The organism is Peptoniphilus grossensis ph5, assembly GCF_000311825.1.
GTDB lineage: Bacteria > Bacillota > Clostridia > Tissierellales > Peptoniphilaceae > Peptoniphilus_A > Peptoniphilus_A hominis.
In genome coordinates, this window is sequence record NZ_HE978569.1 from 88,459 (window position 1) to 112,600 (window position 24,142).

General features: G+C 30.0%; 15 protein-coding genes and 1 pseudogene. 13 read left to right on the plus strand and 3 right to left on the minus strand.

Annotation, left to right across the window (positions count from 1 at the left end):
- The coding region (gene secA / locus HGPG_RS08920) for a preprotein translocase subunit SecA (protein WP_019125743.1) at positions 1 to 2,462 on the minus strand (2,462 nt) is incomplete at its 3' end.
- Positions 2,463 to 2,679: 217 nt separating this feature from the next.
- Between secA and guaA the strand changes: the two genes are divergently transcribed.
- The 8 genes and pseudogenes from guaA to HGPG_RS08960 all read left to right on the plus strand — a co-directional run bounded on the left by guaA (position 2,680) and on the right by HGPG_RS08960 (position 11,401).
- On the plus strand, positions 2,680 to 4,200 hold the full coding sequence (gene guaA / locus HGPG_RS08925; RefSeq protein ID WP_019125744.1) for a glutamine-hydrolyzing GMP synthase: 1,521 nt from the start codon (positions 2,680 to 2,682) through the stop codon (positions 4,198 to 4,200).
- A 193-nt stretch (positions 4,201 to 4,393) separates the two neighbouring features.
- Positions 4,394 to 4,573, plus strand: a pseudogene (locus tag HGPG_RS08930) (plasmid mobilization protein); the annotation flags it as partial.
- Between the two features lie 104 nt (positions 4,574 to 4,677).
- Entirely contained in the window at positions 4,678 to 4,893 is a 216-nt protein-coding gene (locus tag HGPG_RS08935) for a helix-turn-helix domain-containing protein (protein ID WP_019125745.1), read from the plus strand.
- A gap of 4 nt (positions 4,894 to 4,897) precedes the next feature.
- Positions 4,898 to 6,772, plus strand: a complete 1,875-nt coding sequence (locus HGPG_RS08940) for an HsdM family class I SAM-dependent methyltransferase (RefSeq protein WP_019125746.1) — start codon at positions 4,898 to 4,900, stop codon at positions 6,770 to 6,772.
- Complete coding sequence (locus HGPG_RS08945) at positions 6,765 to 7,832, plus strand: restriction endonuclease subunit S (RefSeq protein WP_019125747.1); 1,068 nt, start codon at positions 6,765 to 6,767, stop codon at positions 7,830 to 7,832. Before HGPG_RS08940 ends, HGPG_RS08945 begins: the two co-directional genes overlap by 8 nt.
- 41 nt (positions 7,833 to 7,873) lie before the next feature.
- Positions 7,874 to 8,713 carry a DUF6414 family protein gene (locus tag HGPG_RS08950; RefSeq protein ID WP_019125748.1) on the plus strand — a complete coding sequence of 280 codons (840 nt, stop codon included), beginning with the start codon at positions 7,874 to 7,876 and terminating at the stop codon, positions 8,711 to 8,713.
- Complete coding sequence (locus tag HGPG_RS08955; RefSeq protein ID WP_019125749.1) at positions 8,706 to 9,830, plus strand: AAA family ATPase; 1,125 nt, start codon at positions 8,706 to 8,708, stop codon at positions 9,828 to 9,830. Before HGPG_RS08950 ends, HGPG_RS08955 begins: the two co-directional genes overlap by 8 nt.
- A 437-nt stretch (positions 9,831 to 10,267) precedes the next feature.
- Positions 10,268 to 11,401: a cation diffusion facilitator family transporter gene (locus HGPG_RS08960; RefSeq protein ID WP_019125750.1), complete on the plus strand. Its 1,134-nt coding sequence runs from the start codon at positions 10,268 to 10,270 to the stop codon at positions 11,399 to 11,401.
- 223 nt (positions 11,402 to 11,624) lie between these two features.
- Here HGPG_RS08960 and HGPG_RS08965 read toward each other — a convergent pair whose 3' ends face one another.
- Complete coding sequence (locus HGPG_RS08965; RefSeq protein WP_019125751.1) at positions 11,625 to 11,825, minus strand: hypothetical protein; 201 nt, start codon at positions 11,823 to 11,825, stop codon at positions 11,625 to 11,627.
- Between the two features lie 252 nt (positions 11,826 to 12,077).
- Positions 12,078 to 12,362: a hypothetical protein gene (locus HGPG_RS08970; protein WP_019125752.1), complete on the minus strand. Its 285-nt coding sequence runs from the start codon at positions 12,360 to 12,362 to the stop codon at positions 12,078 to 12,080.
- Positions 12,363 to 12,543: 181 nt separating this feature from the next.
- Between HGPG_RS08970 and HGPG_RS08975 the strand changes: the two genes are divergently transcribed.
- The 5 genes from HGPG_RS08975 (at position 12,544) to HGPG_RS08995 (ending at position 24,121) form a co-directional block, all read left to right on the plus strand.
- Entirely contained in the window at positions 12,544 to 14,022 is a 1,479-nt protein-coding gene (locus HGPG_RS08975) for a hypothetical protein (RefSeq protein ID WP_019125753.1), read from the plus strand.
- Positions 14,019 to 15,725 (plus strand): hypothetical protein, encoded by a 1,707-nt coding sequence (locus HGPG_RS08980; protein WP_019125754.1) that lies wholly within the window; start codon positions 14,019 to 14,021, stop codon positions 15,723 to 15,725. The genes HGPG_RS08975 and HGPG_RS08980 overlap by 4 nt, the downstream gene beginning before the upstream one ends.
- Complete coding sequence (locus tag HGPG_RS08985) at positions 15,722 to 16,795, plus strand: Druantia-type antiviral defence protein DruD (protein ID WP_019125755.1); 1,074 nt, start codon at positions 15,722 to 15,724, stop codon at positions 16,793 to 16,795. The genes HGPG_RS08980 and HGPG_RS08985 overlap by 4 nt, the downstream gene beginning before the upstream one ends.
- Positions 16,796 to 16,808: 13 nt before the next feature.
- Positions 16,809 to 21,968, plus strand: a complete 5,160-nt coding sequence (locus HGPG_RS08990; protein ID WP_019125756.1) for a DEAD/DEAH box helicase family protein — start codon at positions 16,809 to 16,811, stop codon at positions 21,966 to 21,968.
- A gap of 173 nt (positions 21,969 to 22,141) precedes the next feature.
- A complete protein-coding gene (locus tag HGPG_RS08995; RefSeq protein ID WP_019125757.1) occupies positions 22,142 to 24,121 on the plus strand; it encodes a DUF2075 domain-containing protein in 1,980 nt (659 codons plus the stop codon).
- Positions 24,122 to 24,142: the final 21 nt, after the last annotated feature.

Below are 24,142 nucleotides of genomic sequence, written 5' to 3' on the forward strand. Positions count from 1 at the left end.
CCCACTGCACGAAGTCCAATTCCCTTTCTTAGCTGATCCATGGCGTCGATGTGGTCCATCCACTTTTGGTCAACATTTTGAAGTAAAGCAACTCTTTCGATTTCTCTGAATTTTTCGTCGCCAAATTCTTCTTCTTTTTCTATATATTTTTTATCAGCAAGTTCTTTGATGTATGCCTTTAATGAATCAACTGTTGGATTTTCAAGTCCCTTTAAGAAGTCTTCTGGGAAGTCAAAAGTATTTATTCCAAAGTTTCTAATTGATTCAAAGTCCAAATAATTTTGGTTGTTATCATCAAGCTTGTTGTAGAAGTCTATAGTCTTGTCGATTACATCGTTTCTCATTGCAATAATGTCGTCTTTTAGGTTCTCACCTTCAAGGACTCTTCTTCTTTCAGCATAGATTACTTCTCTTTGTCTATTCATAACATCGTCATATTTTAGGACGTTCTTACGAATACTAAAGTTGTTGCCTTCTACTTTTCTTTGGGCTGATTCAATTAGTCTTGTCAAAATTTTTGCTTCAACTGGTTCGTCTTCTGGTGAATCAATTTTTTCCATTGTTTCTTTAAATCTGTCGCCAGCGAATAGTCTAATTAAATCGTCATCTGCTGATATATAAAATCTTGAGAAACCTGGGTCTCCTTGACGACCTGAACGACCACGAAGTTGGTTGTCGATACGCCTTGACTCATGTCTTTCTGTACCAATTATTCTAAGTCCGCCTACTTTTTTAACTTCTTCAGCTTCCTTGTCAGTTTCTTCTTTGAATTTTTTTACAAGAGCTTGATAATCTTCCCTTGCTTTTATTATTTCTGGATCCTCTGTCTTAAAGTATGAGTCTGCATATTCAAGCATTTCATCTTCCATGCCTTGCTTTTTAAGTTCTTTCTTTGCAAGGTATTCTGGGTTACCACCAAGTACAATATCGGTACCACGACCAGCCATGTTAGTGGCAATAGTTACTTGACCGAAACGACCAGCTTGAGCAACTATTTCAGATTCTTGTTCGTGCTTTTTGGCGTTCAAGACATTGTGCTTAATTCCTGCACGTTTCAAATATTTTGAAAGAGTTTCTGACTTGTCAATGGAAATTGTACCAACTAGGACTGGTTGTCCTTTTTCATGTGCTTCTTCAATTTCTCTTGTTACAGCCTTGAATTTTGCATCTTCATTGATGTAAATGTGGTCGTTGTCGTCTTCTCTAATTACAGGTTTATTTGTAGGGATTTCAACAACGTCAATGTTATAGATGTCTCTAAATTCGCCTTCTTCTGTCATGGCAGTACCTGTCATACCAGAAAGTTTGTCGTACATTCTAAAGTAGTTTTGGAAGGTAATTGTTGCAAGAGTTTTTGATTCAGCTCTTACTTCTAGTCCTTCTTTAGCTTCAATAGCTTGGTGAAGTCCTTCAGAGTATCTTCTACCATACATTAGACGACCAGTAAATTCATCAACTATAATAATTTCGCCATCTTTAATAACATAGTCAATATCCTTGTGCATTGTACCAGCAGCCTTTAGGGCTTGGTTAATGTGGTGGGATAATTCCATGTTTGATGCGTCTGATAAGTTTTCTATGCCAAAATATTTTTCAGCCTTTTCAATACCCTTATCAGTAAGTGTTGCTGTCTTGTCCTTTTCATTTATTACATAGTCAACAGTTTCTTCTTCAAATTCTCTGTTAAATCTTTCAAGGTCAATTTCGTCTTGGCTCTTGATTCTGTGAGAAAGAGTATTTACAAAGTCTCTTGCCCTAACATATAAGTCAACTGATTCATCGCCTTGACCAGAAATAATAAGAGGTGTTCTGGCTTCATCAATTAAAATTGAGTCAACTTCGTCGACAATACAGAAGTGAAGTCCTCTTTGTACCATTTCTTCCTTGTAGATAACCATGTTATCTCTTAGGTAGTCGAAGCCAAATTCATTATTTGTTCCATAAGTGATGTCAGAATTGTAAGCAGCCTTTCTTTCATCTTGGTCCATGTCGTGGATAATACATCCAACACTAAGTCCCAAGAATTCATAAACCTTGCCCATCCAGTCCCTATCACGGCTTGCCAAATAGTCATTGACTGTAACAATATGTGTGCCCTTGCCTTCAAGAGCATTTAAGTAAGCTGGAAGTGTAGCAACAAGTGTCTTACCTTCACCAGTTTTCATTTCAGCAATTCTACCTTGGTGAAGAATAATACCACCGATAACTTGCACTCTAAAGTGCTTCATACCAAGCACTCTCCATGCCGCTTCTCTTACAACAGCAAAAGCTTCTGGAAGTATATCGTCTGTAGTTTCACCATTATTAAGTCTATTCTTAAATTCTTCAGTTTTTTCTTTTAGTTCAGCATCTGAAAGCTTTTCCATTTCGCCTTCAAGGCTCATAACTTTATTTACAAGGGGCTCGATTTTTTTTAGTTCCCTTTCACTGTAGGTACCAAAAATCTTTTCCATTAAACCCATTTTACCACTCCTTTTACCTGACGTTACATTCTATCATTAAATGGCATAATTTACAATAAAAACAAATTAATCTTTACCTCTATAAATTATATTGTTAGAAATATTTAATGTCAATATAATTAGCCTAAATACTTAATTTAAATTGAATTTAAAGCTTACTTAGCTATACAAAATAAAAATTTTATTATAAAATGTATTTAATGACGAGGAGGTTAATATGATACTAGTAGTTGACTTTGGCGGCCAATACAATCAGTTAATAGCAAGACGAATAAGAGATCTTAATATTTACTGCGAAGTTGTCCCCTATAACAAGGCATTAAAAGAATTAGAAAATAGAGATAATGTAGAAGGAATAATATTTACAGGTGGACCTAACTCAGTTTATGAAGAAAGTGCACCAAAAATCGAAAAAGAAATTTTCGACAAAAATATACCAATCCTTGGACTTTGCTACGGCATGCAAATCATGGCACACACTCTAGGTGGCGAGGTAGTAAACGCACCAAAGGAAAGAGAATTTGGAAAGACAGAAATAAAAACAGAAGCAGCAGAAATATTTAAAAACCTAAAAGAAAAAGAAACAGTCTGGATGAGTCACGTAGATAGAGTAGAAAAAGTGCCAGAAGGCTTTGAAGTAATAGCTCATAGTCAAAACTGCCCTGTAGCAGCCATGGCAAATGAAGAGAAAAAACTTTACGCCCTACAATTTCATCCAGAAGTAAACCATTCAGTTCACGGCAAAGAAATGTTAGAAAACTTTGCAGTAAATATTTGCGGTGCAAAAAAAGACTGGACAATGGAAAATTATGCCAAGAAGGCAATAAAAGAAATAAGAGAAAAAGTTGGCGACGGAAAAATCCTCCTTGCCCTATCAGGTGGCGTTGACTCATCAGTAACAGCAGCCCTTTTATCAAAGGCAGTTGGAGATCACTTAACTTGCATCTTTGTAGACCATGGATTAATGAGAAAAAATGAAGGCGACGAAGTAGAAGAAGCCTTTAAAGATTCCGGCATGCACTTTATAAGAGTTGATGCAGAAAAAAGATTTTTAGAAAAACTATCTGGCGTGACAGACCCAGAAAGAAAGAGAAAAATAATTGGCGAAGAATTTATAAGAGTCTTTGAAGAAGAAGGACAAAAAATAAAAGCAGTGGACTTCTTGGCACAAGGAACAATTTATCCAGATGTAATCGAATCAGGACTTGGCGACTCAGCAGTGATAAAATCCCACCATAATGTAGGGGGGCTACCTGATTTTGTAGACTTTAAAGAAATAATAGAACCCCTTCGCATGTTATTTAAAGACGAAGTGCGTGACCTTGGACGAGAACTTGGCCTTGCAGATTACCTAGTAGATAGACAACCCTTCCCTGGACCAGGACTTGCCATAAGAGTAATGGGAGAAATTACAAAGGAAAAACTAGACATACTTCGTGACGCAGACAAAATCTTTAGAGACGAATTAGAAAAAGCAAAACTAGAAGACATAAACCAATATTTTGCAGTCCTAACAAATAACAGAACAGTAGGCGTAATGGGCGACTTCAGAACTTATGACTATACCCTTGCCCTTCGTGCAGTGTCAACAACAGACTTCATGACAGCAGACTTCACACGAATCCCATGGGAAATCTTGGATAAAGTTTCCAATAGAATAGTAAACGAAGTAGACCACATAAATCGAATAGTCTACGACATAACATCCAAACCACCTGCTACTATTGAATGGGAATAGTAGCAAAATTTTCTAAAATGGCTTAATTACAAGCTATATAGAGAATGAAAAATGGCTACTGGTACTCAAATGGTACTGGAAGCTAAAAAGAATAAACTAAATAGTAGTTCCAAGTGTTTTACATGAGGACAAAAAATTAGACCGTAGTTTAAAGCTGCGGTCTTTTTGCGTACATATTATGAGGATTAATTTATTTAGACATCTCCAATGGCTACTTTCAAATGCAACAAATAATATAAACCAGATTGCAAAAGCTACTAATACAACTGGTGTTATTTATAAGAAAGATATTGACTATATGAGAGAAAAAATAGAAAAATTATCAAAAGAAATTTGGGATATACATTCCCTATTATTAAACAGAAATAAATAGAATAACTCCCTTTAAGTATCTTAGACCTGTAAGAAGCTTTAAAAATATGATATAATATAATTGATTGAAATGCCGATTTTTAAAATTACAAGGGAGAGAAATTTATGCAAGACTTTGGGAAAATTATTTTTAAAATAGACCAGGTTTTAGAAGAAAAAAATATAAGCAAAAATAAATTGGAAAAAGAAGCAAATCTTCAAAGGACACAACTTAATTCTTATTGCAATAACAAGGTTAAAAGGATAGATTTGGAAACTATAGCAAAAATTTGTTATGTTCTTGAGTGTAAAGTCGAAGATATTATGGATTATGTGAGGTAATTAAATGAATAGATACGAAATCATTCAAAAAATAGGTGATATGTATCAGATTGGTAATACTGAATCAGGAGAATTTAGTTATGTACAAGCTCTGAAAAGTGTTGGAAAGGATATAAAAGACTATCAGAAAGGAGATACTAATACAAATCATCAGTTTTTAGACATTAGATTTGAAAATGATAGATTAGTTATTTTAGTAGAAACAAAAAATAGCTTTAACAGTTGGGATCATAATAAAATTAGAAAACAATTACAAGACTATGTAAGGTATGAAAAAGCTTATTCTGATAAAAAAATAATTGCTATGCTAATAGAAACAGATGGAGATGATATATGGGTTTGGCATGGACAATCAGTAATTATTGATGAAGAACACAGGAAAAAAGAAGAAACCGTTTTAAAATCTTTTGAAGAATATGAGAATATAGTTTTTGGTAAAGTTAATGACAAAATTAAAGTTGTTGATTCAATAAAAGTTTTAAATGAAATGCTACATTCAGATGGTGTAAATGAGAAATTGAGAAGTCAGTTTGTAGGTACTTGCCTATTAGCATTAAAGAATGGACTTTCATATAAAAATTTAAAACCAACATTGGATCCTAATACTGGAAAAGATTTAAGTCAAGAAAAAATAATAATAAAAGATATAAAAAATATTCTGTCAGGCTTGTTATCTAAAAATAATGATGTGGATACTCTAAATAAAGCTGGCAAATTATCTGTATTAAGTAGTAAGGTCCTAGATGATCAAGATATAGCTAGTTTAACATATAATGAATTACAAAAAATATTGGAATTTATAGACAACAATATAATTCCTTTTATTAATGATTCAAATACTGCAGGACAAGATTTATTAAATCTATTCTTTACAACATTTAATAAATATGTTGGTAAATCAGATAAGAATCAGGCATTTACACCAGATCACATTTGTGATTTTATGTGTAAAGCTGTAGGAGTAAATAAAAACTCACGAATTTTAGATCCTTGTTCTGGCAGTGGCGCATTTTTAGTAAGAGCAATGACAGATGCAATGGATGATTGCGACACAGAAGAAGAACGTGAAGAAGTAAAAAGAAATCAAATTTTTGGTATTGAATACGAAGATGGAGCGTTTGGTTTATCATCAACAAATATGTTAATCCATGGTGACGGTAATTCAAATGTTATCCAAGCTTCTATGTTTGAAAGAGGAGAATGGATTAAAGATAAAAATATAAATATTGTTTTAATGAATCCACCATACAATGCCACTAGAAAATTCTGTAATCCAGAATATGTAAAAAGTTGGAAATCAAGCAATAAAGAAGATCCATCTAAAGGATTTCATTTTGTAGAATATATTGCAAGGCATATACCAGCTAACTCAAAAATAGCAGTACTATTACCTATGCAAGCAGCTATAGGAAATAGCTCAGAAGTTAAAAAATACAAAAAGAAAATGTTAGATAATTACACTTTAGATGCAGTTTTTTCATTGCCAAATGAAATGTTTTATCCAGGTGCTTCTGCTGTAGCTTGTTGTATGATATTTGATTTATCACAAAGACACGAAAGATCCAATAAAGAAACTTTTTTTGGATATTATAGAGAAGACAATTTTATAAAAAGAAAAGGATTAGGTAGGGTAGAAAAAACTGATGATGAAGGTAATAGTTTATGGGCAAGCACAAAAGACGAATGGCTTGACTTATATAAAAATAAAAAAGAAGTACCAGGATTATCTGTTATGAAGAAAGTTACTTGGAAAGATGAATGGCTAGCAGAGGCTTATATGGAAACAGACTATTCGACTCTAGATGAATCTAATTTTCAAAAAGTTATAAATGATTATTTATCATATTTAGTTAAACAAGGAGATTACATTAATGATTAACTTGAAAAAATGGAAATACTTTCCTCTTAATGGTAAAGATGGTTTATTTAGGATAGAGTCATGCAAATGTAATAATGCTAGTGAATTGTTAGTTGATGGTGATGATATTGAATATATAGGCGCTAAGAAAAATGATAATGGATTTATGAGGATGGTCAAGTATGATGGATCGTTGGTAACGAAAGGAAACTGTATAATATTTATATGCGATGGACAAGGATCAGTTGGATATACTAATTATATAGATCATGACTTCATAGGGTCTACAACACTGTCTGTAGGTTATAATAAGAATTTAAATGAAAGAAACGCCTTATTTTTAGTTACTGTCTTAGATTTAGAAAGATATAGATATTCATTTGGGAGAAAATACAAAACTAATCTTGTAAAAACAAAAATCAAATTGCCTTCAACTGATGATGGACAGCCAGATTGGCAGTATATGGAAAGATTTATTGATAAATTAAATTTTAAAAAGGTTACTACTAAAAACTTATGTTTGCCAGGTATTAATTTGAATACAAAGTCATGGCAAGATTTTTTATTGGGAAAATTATTTGATAATATTTATAAATCTTATGCTTATATTAAAAGTGATTTAACTTTTTTCTCTGGATATGATAAAGGTAGAATTCCATTTATAAGTAGGACTGATATAAATAACGGATGTGATGGCTATGTCTCTATCAGTGGAATTGATAGAATAGAAAAAGGAAATGCAATTATAATAGGTGATACTACATCAACTATATATTATCAAAAAGAAAATTTTGTAACAGGAGATCATATTGTAATTTGTAGAGCAAATTGGATTAATCAATACACAGCTTTATTTATTAAGACTTTAATAGAGAGAGAGCGTTATAAATATAATTATGGCAGAGCCTTTAAAATGGATTTAATAAAAAATACAAAGATTAAATTACCAGTTTTAAAGAAGGATAATGAACATGTAATAGATAATGAAAAGACGTACTCCAAATATGGGTATATTCCTGATTGGGAATGGATTGAAAACTATATGAAGAGTTTACCATATGGAGATAAGATTGATGATTAACAGAAAAGGAAAATTACTAGAAATGGTTATTGGAGGGGCGTATGTCCGATAAAAGTTCAACAACTCAATTGTGTAAGATTATATACTTTGATGACGAGTCAATAACGGATTATCTTCAATTGATGTCTGGAGGAAATCTGGAGAAAACAACAGAATTATTAGAAACAGCATCAAACGATTCAGAAGTTGAGACAAATGCAGCTACAAAAATTGGATTTGGTAGTCTAATAAAAGCATTATTAGGCTGGAATGCAGAAGTTGGCGTGAAAGCATCAGCAGGACTAAGTTTTAATAGTGAAAAGATGGTAAAAAATATCATTAAAAATACTATTCTTACTGATTTTGTTAATGCACTAGAAGAAAATGAGAATAAGAAAGCTGTTTCCAAATTACCAAAAGGGACAATAAAAAAATTCAGTGGATATAAAATCACAGCAGAGAAAGATTCTTTGTCTTATTTCGTAATGGTTTCACCTTATATGAATATGTTTCAATCTGGAAGCACTATTCCTAGTGGCGAACTTAGTATTTCATTGGAGAAACTTGATAGTGTTTTAAGAAATGCAAAGGGTTATTATGAATTTGTTGGAACTAAAGGAAACAGTAAGGTGATTTTAAGATTTAATATTAGCGCTTTTAAAAATAATTATATGATTAGTGATTTGCTAAAAATGAATTTAAGTATTTTTGCAATTAAAGTTGGCGATACAACATTGGATATGCTTAATATTAATGAAGAGTTAAATCTTGATTTAACAAATAGTGTAGTTGATAATCCATCATATGAAGAAAGTAATAAAGATAATGATCAAAATAGTAATTTATCTAAAAAACTTCCAGTATTTGATGTGCTATTAGCTGGAGTTGAGTCAAATGGTTAATAGAATTATTATATTTAAAGGGAGCAAAAAAGATTTTGAAGAATTATTATATGATATTATAGGTAATGGTTCTTATACACCTTTTATGGAGCTAATACAAAAATATAATGCTAGGTTAAGACCGAATGAATCTGGTGTTAGAGAACAAGAGTTAGGAAGAAAAATACCTGTTGAAACTTGTGTAGTAAAGGCAGATGATTATGGATCAGTATTACCTCATGTTTTATCAAACTTTTCAACTATAATTACTTTAAACTGCGATATTGATTGTCTTCTAGTTCATAATCCACCGAGACGAGTGGAGGATTCTTTAAAAGCATATGATGAAAGTATAATTGAATATAAATTTTCAGAATACCAAGAAATATCTAAGAAAAAACTTAAGGAGATTTACAAACAATTAAATAAAGATATTCTTGGACAAGTTGATTGTAAAAAATCAATAATAACAGGATTGTATAGGTTATTAAAAGAGCAAGTAAATAATCCGGTGGTATTAATGTTTTATGGGTATTCTGGAGTTGGTAAAACTGAAAGTGCTAAAAGTATAAGTAATTCATTAGGTGGAAACTTATTAAGAATTCAATTTTCAATGATGCAAACAAATGAAGCTTATAATTACGTTTTTGGGTCTGAACACTCAAATAATAGTTTAGCAAAAGATATGCTTTTAAGGGAGTCTAACGTTATACTAATTGACGAATTTGATAAAGTAGACTATAGGTTTTATAATGCTTTCTATGAACTTTTTGATGAGGGTAGGTATGTAGATACCAATTATGATGTAGACTTAAAAAACACGATTTTTATATGTACTTCAAATTTTATGAATGAAGAAAAAATTAAAGAGAGTTTAGGACCAGCAATGTTTTCGAGATTCTCTGAGTGTATACGATTTGATCAATTAGAGAAAGAACAAAAACTTGAAATTGTTAATAATTGGTACGATGAAGTATTAAGTAAATTAGATGATGATGAAAAAAATATAATAAAAAAAACAGATATCATGCAATGGTTTATGGATAATGTTGATAGATATGATAATATAAGAATATTAAAAACAAAACTAGAAAATGCTATATATCATAAATTATCAGAAGTATATATTTTTTCTTAGATATTTTTGTCCGGTACTGGGACTGAGACGGGACTAAAAATTTGAAAATGTCCTATAATTAGATGGGTTTAGTGATACTCTAAAAAAAGAATTTAGTATTTTGAATGGATTGGGATGTATCGGACCTTTGGAAAAGAAGAATGGGAATAAAGTTAATATAAACTCTTAAGACCTTAGTTAATACTAGGGTCTTATTTATTTGTCATGATACGAAATCATAGCTATAAGAATTTTCTAAAGTGTGTTATTATATGTAGAAAATATAAAACATTTTTAAAATTAAATTTTAAATGTTAAATCTTGAAATAATTAAGCTAGATTAGCTTACTTAAAAATTTTTTGAAGAGTTAATTTTTTCAAAAACAATTTTAATGTTTTCAACTTAATTTTATATCTTGAAAATTTAATCCATCAAATCAATAATAAGGAGTGAAAAAATGTCAAATGACAACTTTGAAGTATTAAATGAATCAGAAATCCGTGGAAAAATTATTGTAAGGACGAGTATTATTGGAATAATCACCAATGTTTTATTAGCGGTATTCAAGGCAATACTTGGGTTTTTGGTCAATTCCATTGCCTTAACCCTTGATGCTGTTAATAACTTATCTGATGCTCTCTCTTCTCTTGTAACTATTATAGGAGAAAAACTCGCAAGCAAGGCTCCAGATAAGAAGCATCCCATGGGTTATGGAAGGATTGAATATATTTCTTCTATGATCATAGCTGCCCTTGTCCTATATGCTGGAATCACTTCTCTAGTAGAGTGTGTTAAAAAAATTATTAACCCAAGCCCTGCTGCCTACACCAAGCTTTCTATTTTTGTAATTGGTCTTGCTGTTGTAGTGAAGTTTCTCTTAGGGAACTATGTCAAAGGACAGGGAAAAAAAGTAAACTCAGGCGCTTTAATTGCATCTGGGTCAGATGCCCTATTTGATTCAATTCTTTCACTTTCTGTTTTTCTTTCTGCTATTATTTTTATAACTTTTGGACTTTCTCTGGAGTCTTATGTAGGTCTTGTCATTTCTGTATTTATGATTAAAGCTGGAATAGAAATGATTCTTTCTACTATTGATGATTTAATTGGTCATAGATCCGATCCAGAAATGGTAAAAAAGATTAAAGACTTAGTAAAAGAAGAAGAACCTGTAATTGGAGTATATGACCTTGCACTTTTTAATTATGGTCCTAACAAATATTACTGCTCTCTTCATGTTGAGCTTCCAGACAGTATGGATGTTGATGAGGTAGATAAACTTACAAGAAAATTACAATACAAAGTCTATAAAAAAACTGGTATTATATTGATTGCCCTAGGTGTTTATTCTTACAACACAAGGGACAAGGAAGCTGGAGAAATTAGAAGGACAATTGAAAGAAAGATAATGTCCCACGATTGGGCCCTTCAAGTTCATGGATTTTATGTTGACACAAAAAATAAAAATATTAGATTTGATATTGTCTTGAGTTTTGATGTAGAAAGAGATGAGGCTTTAAAAGTTATTGAAGAAGAAATTTCTAAACTTTATCCTGATTACAAAATTCACATTGTTCCAGATATTGACTTATAATTTTAGACCCTAGTTACAACTAGGGTCTTTTTGTTTTACAAGTTATTCCTTTTAATCTTATAATTAAACATAGGTGATTTTTTGAAATTTTTTATTTTTATTTTATTTTTGATAAATATTTCTTACAACTTCTCTCTCAAGAGTAAGAATATTGTATCTGTTAAGCTGGAAAAATTTTTTTATTTATTATTTTTATCTTTGCTCTTCTTGTCCTCTCTATGACTTACAGGTTTTCTTCTAAGTCTTTCTTAGATTTTCTTCTGGCACTTACATCTATTATCTTACTTTTTTCTATCATCTCCTCCCCTGGCATTAGGGCTGATGGTTTTAATATTTTTATGGGGTCTACAACTCTTATTAAGTTTGCTCCTTTTGATAAAATCGAAAGTGTCAAAATTAATTCCTTTTGCGATGACAAAATCATTTTAAGGCTTCATGTCTTTAATAATTCTCTTAAGCTTACTTTAGATACGAAAGATAAAAATAAAATTGAAAGTTTAACTTCAGATTTTTTAATAATAATGTAGTTTATAATAAACCTTCACCTTTAAGAACATCTATAACATTTTGCCTACAAAATAATTCCAAGTATTATTTCCCCTTTAGCTTCTTTTTTAGCATTAATTAATTAAAAGAAAATCATTTCTCTTTTATGTTATGAATAAAAATTTTAGTTTTATAAAATGAGTATATTCTTTTTGTACTGGATTTTATTTTCCTGGCAAAATTCACAAAATTTTAGAGAGCTAAAATTTAAACCGAAGGCTCTTTTTAATTTTATTTCTGTGTCCATTTCTCCCTTTAAACCTAATTTTTCTTTAAGACTTTTGTAATTATCCTTATCTAAATAATAGGTAACCTCAATGTCATCACCGCCAAAGAGCTCTACATCGTAATCTTCATAACCTATTAGGAAGGAGCCATCTTCTCTTTTCTCAAAAAATAATCCACTGCTTTTCATTTAGACTAGGGCCTTTTTTTGTAAATTATTTTTATATAATCTTTAAAATTAAAGTTTCTTTTTTTATCTATAATTGTAATAACCTTTTCAAATGAGCTATAATTAATATATTAAATTTTTTAAATCAGTAAATTTAATATATTAATATTACCTGAAAAATAAAAGTTTTGTAGGTGACAAAATGGATAAGGCATATGATAAGAGGACTAAACGTGAAGTCTTCGCAAAAGATCTAACTATAAGAGATAAAGATATGTATAGGTTTAAGTGCTTGGCATGCGATGAGTATTTAACTTTAAGCGCTGTAGGTAGTAAAAAGCAAAGCCCACATTTTAGGCATAAAAATGGCAACAACGACAAAGACTGTGATTACTATATTAAGTTTTATCAAATAAATTCAGGAAGCGGGAAATACTACTTACCAGATTCAGAAAACAATAAAAAATCCTATATATTCTTTAATTCTAAAAAAAATAATTTCGAATTTGGATTATTCTTTTATTATGACGAAATCGAAGAGCTCTACAACAATGATTCTAAAATAACAATAGAACAGGATTCAGCAAAAATATATAATAAAGTCCCCATAACAAAAGTACCTTTAGTAAGGAATTCTTTTACATATTTTAAAATGAAAAACCCTTTTAAAGATTTAAAAATCTTTATTGATGATAAGCTTACTAATGTTGTCAAAAAAATTGAGAATAAGAATCTATTGTTTTTTCAAGTTAAATCAAATAATCTTTCTAAACTTATATCTAATACGGATAATCTATATTTAGATACAGAATATATTGCAATGTCAAAAAAGAGAAAGAAAATTAAAAAACTTATAAATCTTGTTTCCAATGACGGTAATTTGAAAATTAATGAACTAGAAACTTCAGGTGAAACTTTTTTTTGGACAAATTTAAAATTTGAAATAATAAATTCTAATATAGATATTTTCTTAGATAGTAATGGTTATAATTTAAAAAAAAGTGAATCAATTGATATAATTTGGCCGCCACTTTATGAGTCAAATGAAGAACTTATTTCAATGTTCGATAATTTGTTTTTAAACAGTTCCTTTAAGTTGGAAAAAGATAAAAATACAAATGCAAGTTTTGAAATAATAAAAAGTTTTAAAAAGGAAATTTATAAGCTCGAAATCACAGATCCAATTCTAATTGGTAAGGACAATATTGATTTAAAGATTTTTAAAGATAAATATGATGATCAAAAAGATGATACCAAAACTTTTAAAAACCTGCAAGCTAGATCTTGCAAAATTTTAGAATCCGATAGTGTTTTTAAAGAAAGTATTGATAATTATGGAAATCTTTTATTAAGAGATTACGATTATTATCTTTTAAATTACTGTGGAATTCGAAGACTTTATCCTGGTGAAACAGTAATACTTAAGAAAAATGAAAAAATTTTAGGTTATGAAAAAAGATTTAAAAGAATAGAAATTTTACCGGATTTAAAAAAAGAATTAAGTATGGAAGATAAAATTCTTGACGCAATAAGGTTTTACCCTAAACTAGGAGCTTATACAAATAATGAGTTTAAAGATTATTCAGCTAACGAATTTCTTAAGGAGTACTTGAAAGTGTGTCAAGAAAATGGACAAATTAACTCAGTGGTAAAATCATATCTAGAGAAAGGCTTGTTATGAATTATTTAGAAAAATTAACTAATGACGATTTAAAATATATATGTGAAATAATACCTTCTAATTCAGTCAAAGGACATTTTAAAAAATACAATAAACATTTTCATAAAATTAAGCCTGGATTTAGGCCAGAAACATTAAATATGGAAGAAATCTTTGAAATTCTTTATAAAAATCATTCTGAACCTTTTATATCCGACTTTATAAATAATTATATCTCAGAAGAAATAAAAAAGATTAAATCCTCATTTTCAAAAAATCTTAATTATGGAATTGACGAGAACACAGCACTGATAATTTCATTATCCGACAATTTTTTTAATATTAATATTCCACTTTATTTTAAGTTAACGGAAAAAGAAGTGTCCCAGGATTACTTAAATATTCTTTCATCCGCGGTTAAGTACAGCGCTACTCTTATGAAAGAAAATAAAAAAATAAGTGAGGACTTAAGAGCGTCCGATAAAAATATTAGTCAATTAACTAATGAATTAAAAAAATTTAAATCTAAAAATTCTAGGTTAACTAGTAAACTAGATGAATTAAAAGAACTAGAAAAAGAAAATTCAAATTATATTAAAGAAATTCAAGGGTTAGAAGAAGTTGATAAAGATGATAAAAAACTGGTTTCAGAATATATTAAAGAGACTGAAAGGTTAAAAAATACTATAAAATACTTAAAAAATGAGTTAAAGTCACCTAAATTTAACCCCGAGGATTTTATATCCAAAGAAGAATACCAGGAAAAAATCAATAGTTTAAAATCTGGGTATTATTCAGCTTTATCAGAAAATATTTTAGAAATAGAAAATCTAAAAGCTAAAAAATCAATTATAGAAAGAGAACTCAAAACCATTAAAGAAAAATTTAATTTCGATAATTTCATAGAAGATGATCTTTCACACCCATTAAGACCTAAGGATATGGATGAGTTTGAAGACTTTTTCAAGTTTAATATAGAATCTATGGGATTGGCAACAAATGATAAATATTATGATCTTTTTTTTAGATATATTGAGTCTATATTATTTTCTGGACTTCCTATTTTAATAAAACAAAATGCAGGAATTAACTTAGCCAAAATTTTATCTAATACTCTAAGTGGAGGTAAAGCTTTTAGATCTATTAATATAAGTCCGTCTACTAAACTATGCGAAATTGACAACTTCTTAAAAAATATTGATGATCGAATCCTTGTAATTAATAATTTAATAGGTAGTGGTCGTGAACTAGAAATATTGCCTTTATTGTTATCACATAAAAATAAAATAATTATTTTAACTTACTTATACGATAGGACCCTTTATTATCTTCCTAAGGATATTTTAGCATATGTAAAATATATAAATTTAAATAGTTGTGAAGCTTTTTCTAGAGAGGTCTATCTCGATGAGGATCCATCAGTAATTGAAGAGCTTCCTTATGTGCCTGAAAAAAGGGACTCTTATCTTCATGAAAAAAATAATGATCTATTCAATAGAATTGGCAAAGATTTTGGTTTTGAGGAAAATTTGACTTTATTATTAGACATCAATATTGACGATGGAGAGTTCCTGGATTGTCTCCTTATCTTTTTCTTATTGCCTTACGCTAGAGATGTTTTAAAAATAAATCCTTATGAAAACTCCCTAGAATTACAGAGATACCTAGAAGATGATAATATCTTCTATTACAAAGATATTATATTGGAGTGGCTTGACCTATGAACGAATTAGCAAAAATCATTGTAGAGAACTTAAAAATACAAAAATATAAAGATGAAGATGATATAACTTATTTAAGTAGATTAATTTATTCCTCTTTAGGCTTATGGTGCTTAACTTTAGGGAAAAATTCTAACGAAAAAATAATAGGAGTTAGTAAAAATTATTTAACTCGTAAATTAAATTCACTAATTGAGGAATATATTAATATTTTTCCAAAAATAAAACAATACTTTTATCCACAAAGTAAAAATCAATCTGATGAAATAAAAATTTTAGAAAAAACTGAATTAGCAATATTTATTAGAAACCTTTATGAAGAAACAGGATATTTTTTAACAACAAAGGATAATTATAATGTTTTAAACCCAGGTAGAGAAATAATACCTCTTTCTAATGGCATGTTCTTATATTTTGGTATACCTAAGTATGGTTTCATAATGACTGGTTTGGGCATTAATACCTTCGAAAATAAGAATAAAGGTATAGAAATTAACATAAAAGATTTTTTAATAAGAGACATTTTTACTCCGGAAGAGTTTGTAGAAACTAATTTTTGCGAAAGTGAATTTACTTCAAAAGACATAGAGATGAATAAATTAGAATATTTTAATCCCCTTTCTAAATACAACATTTATAAATCATGGCAAAAAAATATTTATTATCCTTGGAAAGAAAATAATTATTCTTTTCCCATTAGGACTATTGCTCGGAACTTGGAATACAATGAATATTATAAAGTCTTAATTGGAAAAGATAATAAAAAACTATTTTCAAATCCTACGACAAATTATTTTAGTAAGGAAAATATGTCGGGTCAAGAATATAATAGACTTTATTTGGCTTTGAGAAAATATTACGGTAATCCAGCCAAGGCTAGATTTTCTAAAATTGACGATAATTATTATAGGTTAGACTTGTTTGCATCTATTCCTAATAGAGAATATTTTTATTTATTGCTAAATGGCTGGCCTATTGATGCGTATAATAACCGGTATAATTTTATTATTAGGGATGACTCTAAAAATTCTTGTGCTGAAGTCCTAGAAAATATAGGATTTAAATTCTACTAAAAGGATGGTTCTTATGACTAAAATTGAAAACAATGTTCAAGCATACTATAAAAATATTAGGGATAGGCTCTATGATTATATTAAATCAGATTATTTTGCAAACAGTGAAACCCTATTGTTATATGCAGATGATATATTAGGTGAAAACAATCCTAGTAATATAAATATTGCTAGAGAGCCATATATAGAAACTTCGTCTTCTTACAAAAAAGAGGATGATGGCATAAAAAAATCTAATATTGACCAAGGTTTAAAAAATATATTGTTAAAACTTATTGAAAAAAATGTTGGGTTCTACTCTTCCCCTTTTACTCATCAAGTGAAAGCTCTAACATTTGCCTTAAATGGTAAAGATATTTTAGTGTCAACTGGAACTGGCTCAGGTAAAACGGAGTGTTTTTTATGGCCAATAATTTCTAATGAAATTTTGGAAGCCTTATATAAACCTAAAGAGTTTGAAATGGAAGCGGTTAGAACACTTATAATTTATCCTATGAATGCTTTAGTTTCAGATCAATTAGCAAGATTTAGAAAAACTTTAGGATCTAAAGATTTTTCTTATATCTTCCAAAGTGAAACTAAATCCAATCGACTGCCTCATTTCGGCATGTATACAGGAAGAACACCTTATCCAGGTGATAACACTCCTGAGACAAACAAAAAGTTAGCAGATAGTTTTCGCAAACAATACCTCATAGAAGATGGAAAAAATATTGAAAAAATAGAAGAGCAAAAAAATAGGATTGAAGGCTATAAAAGAATTAATAAATTCCCTGCCAGATACAACGGCGAAGAAGGGATTGAAAAATTCATAAGGAATCTTGAAAACAATGAGCATACACCTGGACCCAAAGACGTGGAATATATAACTAGATTCGAAATGCAAGACCACACACCAGATATACTTATTACTAACTATTCCATGTTAGAGTACATGCTAATGAGACAAAGAGAGGCAAAAATTTGGGAGAACACTAAAAAGTGGTTAAATGCATCGAAGGAAAATAAATTGCTAATTGTTCTTGATGAGGCACATATGTACAGAGGTTCATCTGGTGGTGAAATTTCACTTCTATTAGACAGACTTCTTTCTAGATTAGGAATAGGAGTAGATAAAGTTCAATTTATTTTGACAACTGCAAGTATGCCCAATAATGCTGATGAATCTATCAAAGAGTTTTTTAACAATTTAACAGGAAAAGATTACGAAAAATGTGAAGTCCTTTTAGGCGAAAAGGAAGATATAAAAACAAAGTCCATGTTTCCACTAAATGGCCAATTACTTTCCACAATAAATAGTAGCCAAGTAAGAGAATATGAAATTGTTGAAAGAATAAAAGAATTTGCTGAGAAAATTTTTAAAGGCTTCCCTGAAAATATTGATAATAGTAAAGATGCCCAGGCTTGGTTATATGATAATCTACAAAGCTATGAAGGCTATTTAAAACTTTATGAATTATGCCGCAATGGTGCTAAATCTTATTCAGATATAAAAAAATCTCTATTTGGCGATTCAGAGTATGGAGAAAAAGCTTTAGATGCTTTACTTGTTATCGTATCATTAGCTGAGAAGAATGAAGAAATTTTATTCCCTGTTCGACTCCATATGTTCTTGAGAGGCATTCAAGGCCTATATGCTTGCTCAAATCCAAAATGTAATGCTCGTCATTATTCAGAAAAAGAAAAAATACCACTTGGAAAAATTACCTCTGTGCCAAGAGAAAGATGTGAATGTGGTGGCCGTGTTTATGAATTGTTGAACCACTTGAAATGTGGAGGACTTTATTTAAAGGTTTATACAAAAATGTCTGATAACGAAGACTTTTGCTATGTATTTCCCAATGAAGGTCTTGGTGGAAGCTCAGAAGAATTAACAGAAATGCACCTATACATTCGTCCTGATGGCTATATTGGAAGCGAAAAGGATAATGTTGGATACTTAGACCCAATAACAGGTAAACTTTATCTAGATAATGATGGTTACGATGAGAATCTTTTGACTGTCTTATACTCAGAAAAAGATAAAGAAACAGGAAAATATATTTTTTCTAAATGTCCAAAATGCGAGAAACCAATGCCCTATAAAAAACCTGGAAATTTTGCTACAAAGGGCAATATTCCTTTTTATAATCTTACTAAAGCCCAGTTTGAACTACAAACTCCAAAATCAACTTTGATAAACGAGGGCAAAAAAGTCTTGTTATTTTCGGACTCAAGACAAAATGCAGCAAGACTTGCACTTGATCTATCAAAATCTTCAGACAATGACGCCTTTAGAAAAGCCTTGATATTAGCGGCTACTATAGCAAATAATGAGAATAAGGAAATTTCTCTTTCACAGCTTTATAATTATTTTATAAGAGTTTGTTTTGAAAAAGATTTAAACTTTTTCTCTGGAAATAGCAAGGAAGTATTTGATAAATCAATTAGAAAAATTAAAAGAATCTTAAATAAAAATAAATCAATTGAAGAACTTAATGAATTAGCAAGGCCAGATGATTATTATGAGCAACTTTTAATGCTCTTTACAGAAAGCCCTCGATCAATTCAAGATTTTGGTATAGGTATTTTAAGTCCATTAGATAAAAATTTAGACGATTGTATTGACGATTTAATTGATGAATATGTTATAGATATTCCTAAAGATAAGCTAAAAAAAGTACTTGTTTTATTATTTTCAATGCTTATGGACAGTTCCGCAGCTCTAGGTTTTGAAATAGATAATTCTATAAGGAAAAAACTTCCTGGCAGACAAAAAGACCAGAATTTTGGCGTTTCTCGTGATTTTTATAATAGCCTAAATAAAAAATTTAAAAATTTAGTGAAATCAGAGCTAAATCTTGAAGAAGAACAACTAAATAATGTCTTTGAAGCAATAAGAAAGGAGTTTTTCGAACTTTCTTCAAATGAAAGGCTCTTTATTCCCTTATCTAAAGTCAAATTAGAATTACTGAATGAAGATTCTCACCTTTATCGTTGTGAAAAATGTGGTAAAATTTCCCCTTATTTATTAAATGGAAATTGTGGTAACTGTTTTAACTCAAAGAGAGTTCATGAGGTTACTCAAGCAGATCTTTCAAGATTTGATTTTTGGAGAAAGCCGGTTGAAAAAGCATTAAATAATGAAAAAATTCAAAAAATAACTACTGAAGAACATACGGCACAATTATCTCATAAAGATACAACTAGTGAACTAATGAGCAAAACTGAAGACTATGAAATTAGATTTCAAGATATAGATGTTGGAGAAAATGGTGAAAATTCTATTGATGTCTTGAGCTGTACAACTACTATGGAAGTTGGTATTGATATAGGTTCCTTAACAGCTGTAGGCCTAAGAAATGTCCCTCCAATGAGAGAAAATTATCAACAAAGAGCCGGTCGAGCTGGAAGGAAAAATTCTGGTATATCAACAATTGTAACTTACTCTTCTGGCGGAGTGCATGATAGCTATTATTTTGAACACCCTGATGAAATGATTTCTGGTCAACCAAGAAAACCTTGGATTGATAGAAATAATCCAAAAATTCAACAAAGGCATTTTAATATGAAGGCACTTAATAGTTTTATGGACTCTGATGAAATGAAAGTTAAGTACGACAGTATTTTAGATGTTGGTATAATAACTTTTTGCAAAGAATATGGAAGTGCTTTTAAAGAGTATATTAAAAATTTAGATTTCCCTATTAATGAAACAATAAAGCTTTTTGATCAAATTTGTGAAAAAGTTTTAGATCCAAAAAAGGAAAGTGAATATTATAATGGCGATAAAGAAGTTTCTGCCTTTGATGTTTTCTACGAAGAAGGCTTTATACCCTCCTATTCTTTTCCTAAAAATGTTGTAAAGTTTTATGTTGAAGAAAATAGTGACAATTCTTATAAGAGGGGTATACTACATGCTCCTGAAAGGGATATTGCTATTGCAATTAGTGAATATGCTCCAGGAAGATATATAACAATTGATAAGTCACTTTATCAGAGTGCCGGACTACACAAAGTTCCAAGACCTAATAATTATAAAAATAAAGCGCCAGCAGAGTATTATTTTAATAGTAAAGACTACATTAAAAATATTTTAGTTTGCACCGAGTGTAATTGGTTTGATGACGAGGATAGTATTCATAAATCATGCCCTTACTGTGGCTCTCCTATTGAAAAACATAAAATGGTTAAGCCTTGGGGCTTTGGGCCAGTTAACGGTGTGAAAAGTAATAATGAGGATAAGAATGAAGAAAGAACCTATGCTGAAAATCCATTTTATTCTTATGTCCCAAAAAAATCAGAAGTTAAGAAATATAAGGAAACTAAAATTAGTTATGCAAATTTAGAAGATAAAAAGGTCTTAATTGTTAATATGGGAAAGAGAAAAAAAGGATTCAATATTTGTAGATCATGCGGGGGAGCTGAAATAGCTAAGGACCTTCAAGAAAATCAACATAAAATTTATATGCCTTATATAAGTACTACAAGTTGTGATCATAAGGTGGAAAATAATTTATATCTTGGATATGAATTTCTTACAGATATGTTCATGCTAGATATTTCTTACGATTCAAATAAACTGGTATCAATTTATGACCCAGAAGAAAAAGCTATTTTAAAATCTGCTGCAACTAGTTTACATGAAGCTTTAAAAAAAGGTATCTCGCTAACCCTAGATATTGACTTTAATGAAGTTAATGGTGGATGGAGATTTAGAAGTGATAAAGGTGGAGAATCTCATATTGAAATGTATTTTTATGATAAACTCTCCAGTGGCGCCGGGTACTCATCTTTAATTGGAGAAGAGTCTATAATGGAAGAAGTTCTATTAAGAGCAAAAAAAGTTTTAAGCGATTGTACTTGCCATAGATCTTGTAAAAATTGTTTGGATAACTTTTACAACCAAAGAAATCACAACTACTTCAACAGATTTATTGGCCTAGAATTATTTGATTATGCTGTCTATGGAAAATATCCTTCCGATTTTTCTAAAGATGAGCAAAATAAATACCTAAAACCTCTTAAAAAACTAATAGAAGAATCTGATTTGGACTTTAAAAAAGATGTTGAATTTAAAGTAATACCTTCTTTGAGAAAAAGAAAAAGAAATGAAAAGGGAGTTATTTATTTTAATCCTATAAATTTATCCGATTGGCTCCCAAATGCTTTTACAGAATATTCAGAAAAGTAATATAAAGAGATGCTACAAAAAAACTTGTGGCATCTTTTTTACTATGATTTTTAATAATAAATAGGTAATAAATTTTTCAATTTCATAAATCAAAAACGAATTATTGTCCTGTGATATAATATTTTAAATAAGATTTAAATATAATTTAAAAATAAATTCTTTTAGGAGTCGATATGAATAGTTTAAGGGCTTTTTACCAGTCAAGTGTTTCTAATTTTTTAAAAAGTGATAATGATAAGATTTTGGGGGAAATTAACAAAAATAATTATTCTTTTGAAACGAAAATTCAACAAAAAAATACTTGGATAAAAGAAATAGAAATCTTAAAGAGAGAATTAAAAAACTTAATTGATGAAGATAGTCGCATCTTATTTGAATATGTGATCCCCCGCATGGGAAAGCGAATAGATAATGTTATTTTGTATAAGAATATTATTTTTCTTCTAGAATTTAAATGTGGTAATAATTGCTACTACAGTTCTGATTATGACCAGATTTATGATTATGCCCTCGATTTAAAAAATTTTCATAAAGAAAGTGGCGATAAGTTAATAGTGCCTATTCTAATTGCAACTGAAGCCCCATCTTTTAATAATTCTATACTTATTGATAATAAGGTTATGGTACCTCTAAAATGCAATGAGTTTGGCATTGGAAATTTAATTACAAATATAGTTTCCAGCTTCAAAGAAGAATCTTTTTCTTATGACGGCTGGATCTCCAGTGAATATTTCCCCACGCCCACAATTATTGAAGCTGCCCAGGCTCTTTATACTAACCATAGTGTCATGGACATTGCACGAAATGACGCAGGAGCAAAAAATCTTACTTTAACAACTAATGCACTAAATGAAATTATTAGCTTTAGTAAACAAAATCATAGAAAGTCAATTTGCTTTGTAACAGGAGTGCCTGGTGCCGGTAAAACGCTAGTGGGACTTAACCTTGGAATCCAGAAATCAGATTTGATTAAAGAAGACCATGCTGTTTTCTTATCTGGAAATTTTCCCTTAGTTGAAGTTTTGCAAGAAGCTTTAGTAAGAGATAAATTAAAAAAGATGAAAGATCCCAATGAAAAAGTAAATAAATCTGAAGTGAAACGCAAGACTAATGCCTTTATACAAATAATTCATAAATACCGTGATTCCTATATAAATAATAACAATATTCCTCCTGAGCACGTTGTCATATACGATGAAGCACAAAGATCTTGGAACTCTGAAAAGATAGCAGACTTTATGAAAAATAAAAAGGGTATTGCTGATTTTAATTACAGTGAACCTGAATTTTTAATAAGCACCTTGGATCGCCATAAGGATTGGGCTGTCGTTATTTGTCTAATTGGTGGTGGCCAAGAAATTAATGACGGTGAAGCTGGTTTACCTGAATGGTTCAAAGCCTTGAGAGAAAGATTTAATTACTGGGACGTTTACGTGTCTAATAATCTCAAAGATGAGTATTTAATTGATAACACATGGAAAGATTTGATTAGGGATTTGAATCTTAAGTATGTTCCGGACTTGCATCTTTCTGTTTCTTTAAGATCTTTCAGATCCCCCCATGTTTCAGGGTTTATAAAGGCTCTTTTAGACAACGACTTAATAAAGTCTAAAAAACTTTATTCTAGCATAAAAGAAAATTATCCAATTAAATTAACCAGAAATTTAGACACAGCTAAAAAATGGGTTAAGGATAAGTCTAAAGGTTCTGAAAAATATGGACTTCTTGCTACTAGTGGAGGACTAAGACTAAAAGCCGAAGGTATTTTTGTAAAAAATAAAGTGAATGTCGCCAATTGGTTTTTAAATGATAAGGAGGACGTTAGATCTTGTTATGCATTGGAAGATGTCATCACAGAATTTGATGTTCAAGGCCTTGAGTTAGACTATTCAATTGTTGCTTGGGATGCAGACCTAAGAATGATAAATGGAAAATGGGAATACAAAAAATTCCGAGGTAGTAAGTGGAATAATATAAATAAACCAGATGACAGGCTTTATTTGAAAAATTCCTACAGAGTTTTGTTGACTAGATCAAGGCAAGGAATGATCATATTTATCCCTAAAGGATCTGATTCTGATGCTACAAGAGCTAAAGTTTTTTACGACGGGACATATGAATATTTAAAAAATATAGGAATTGAAGAATTGTAACTTTAAAAAAAGTTTACCGCA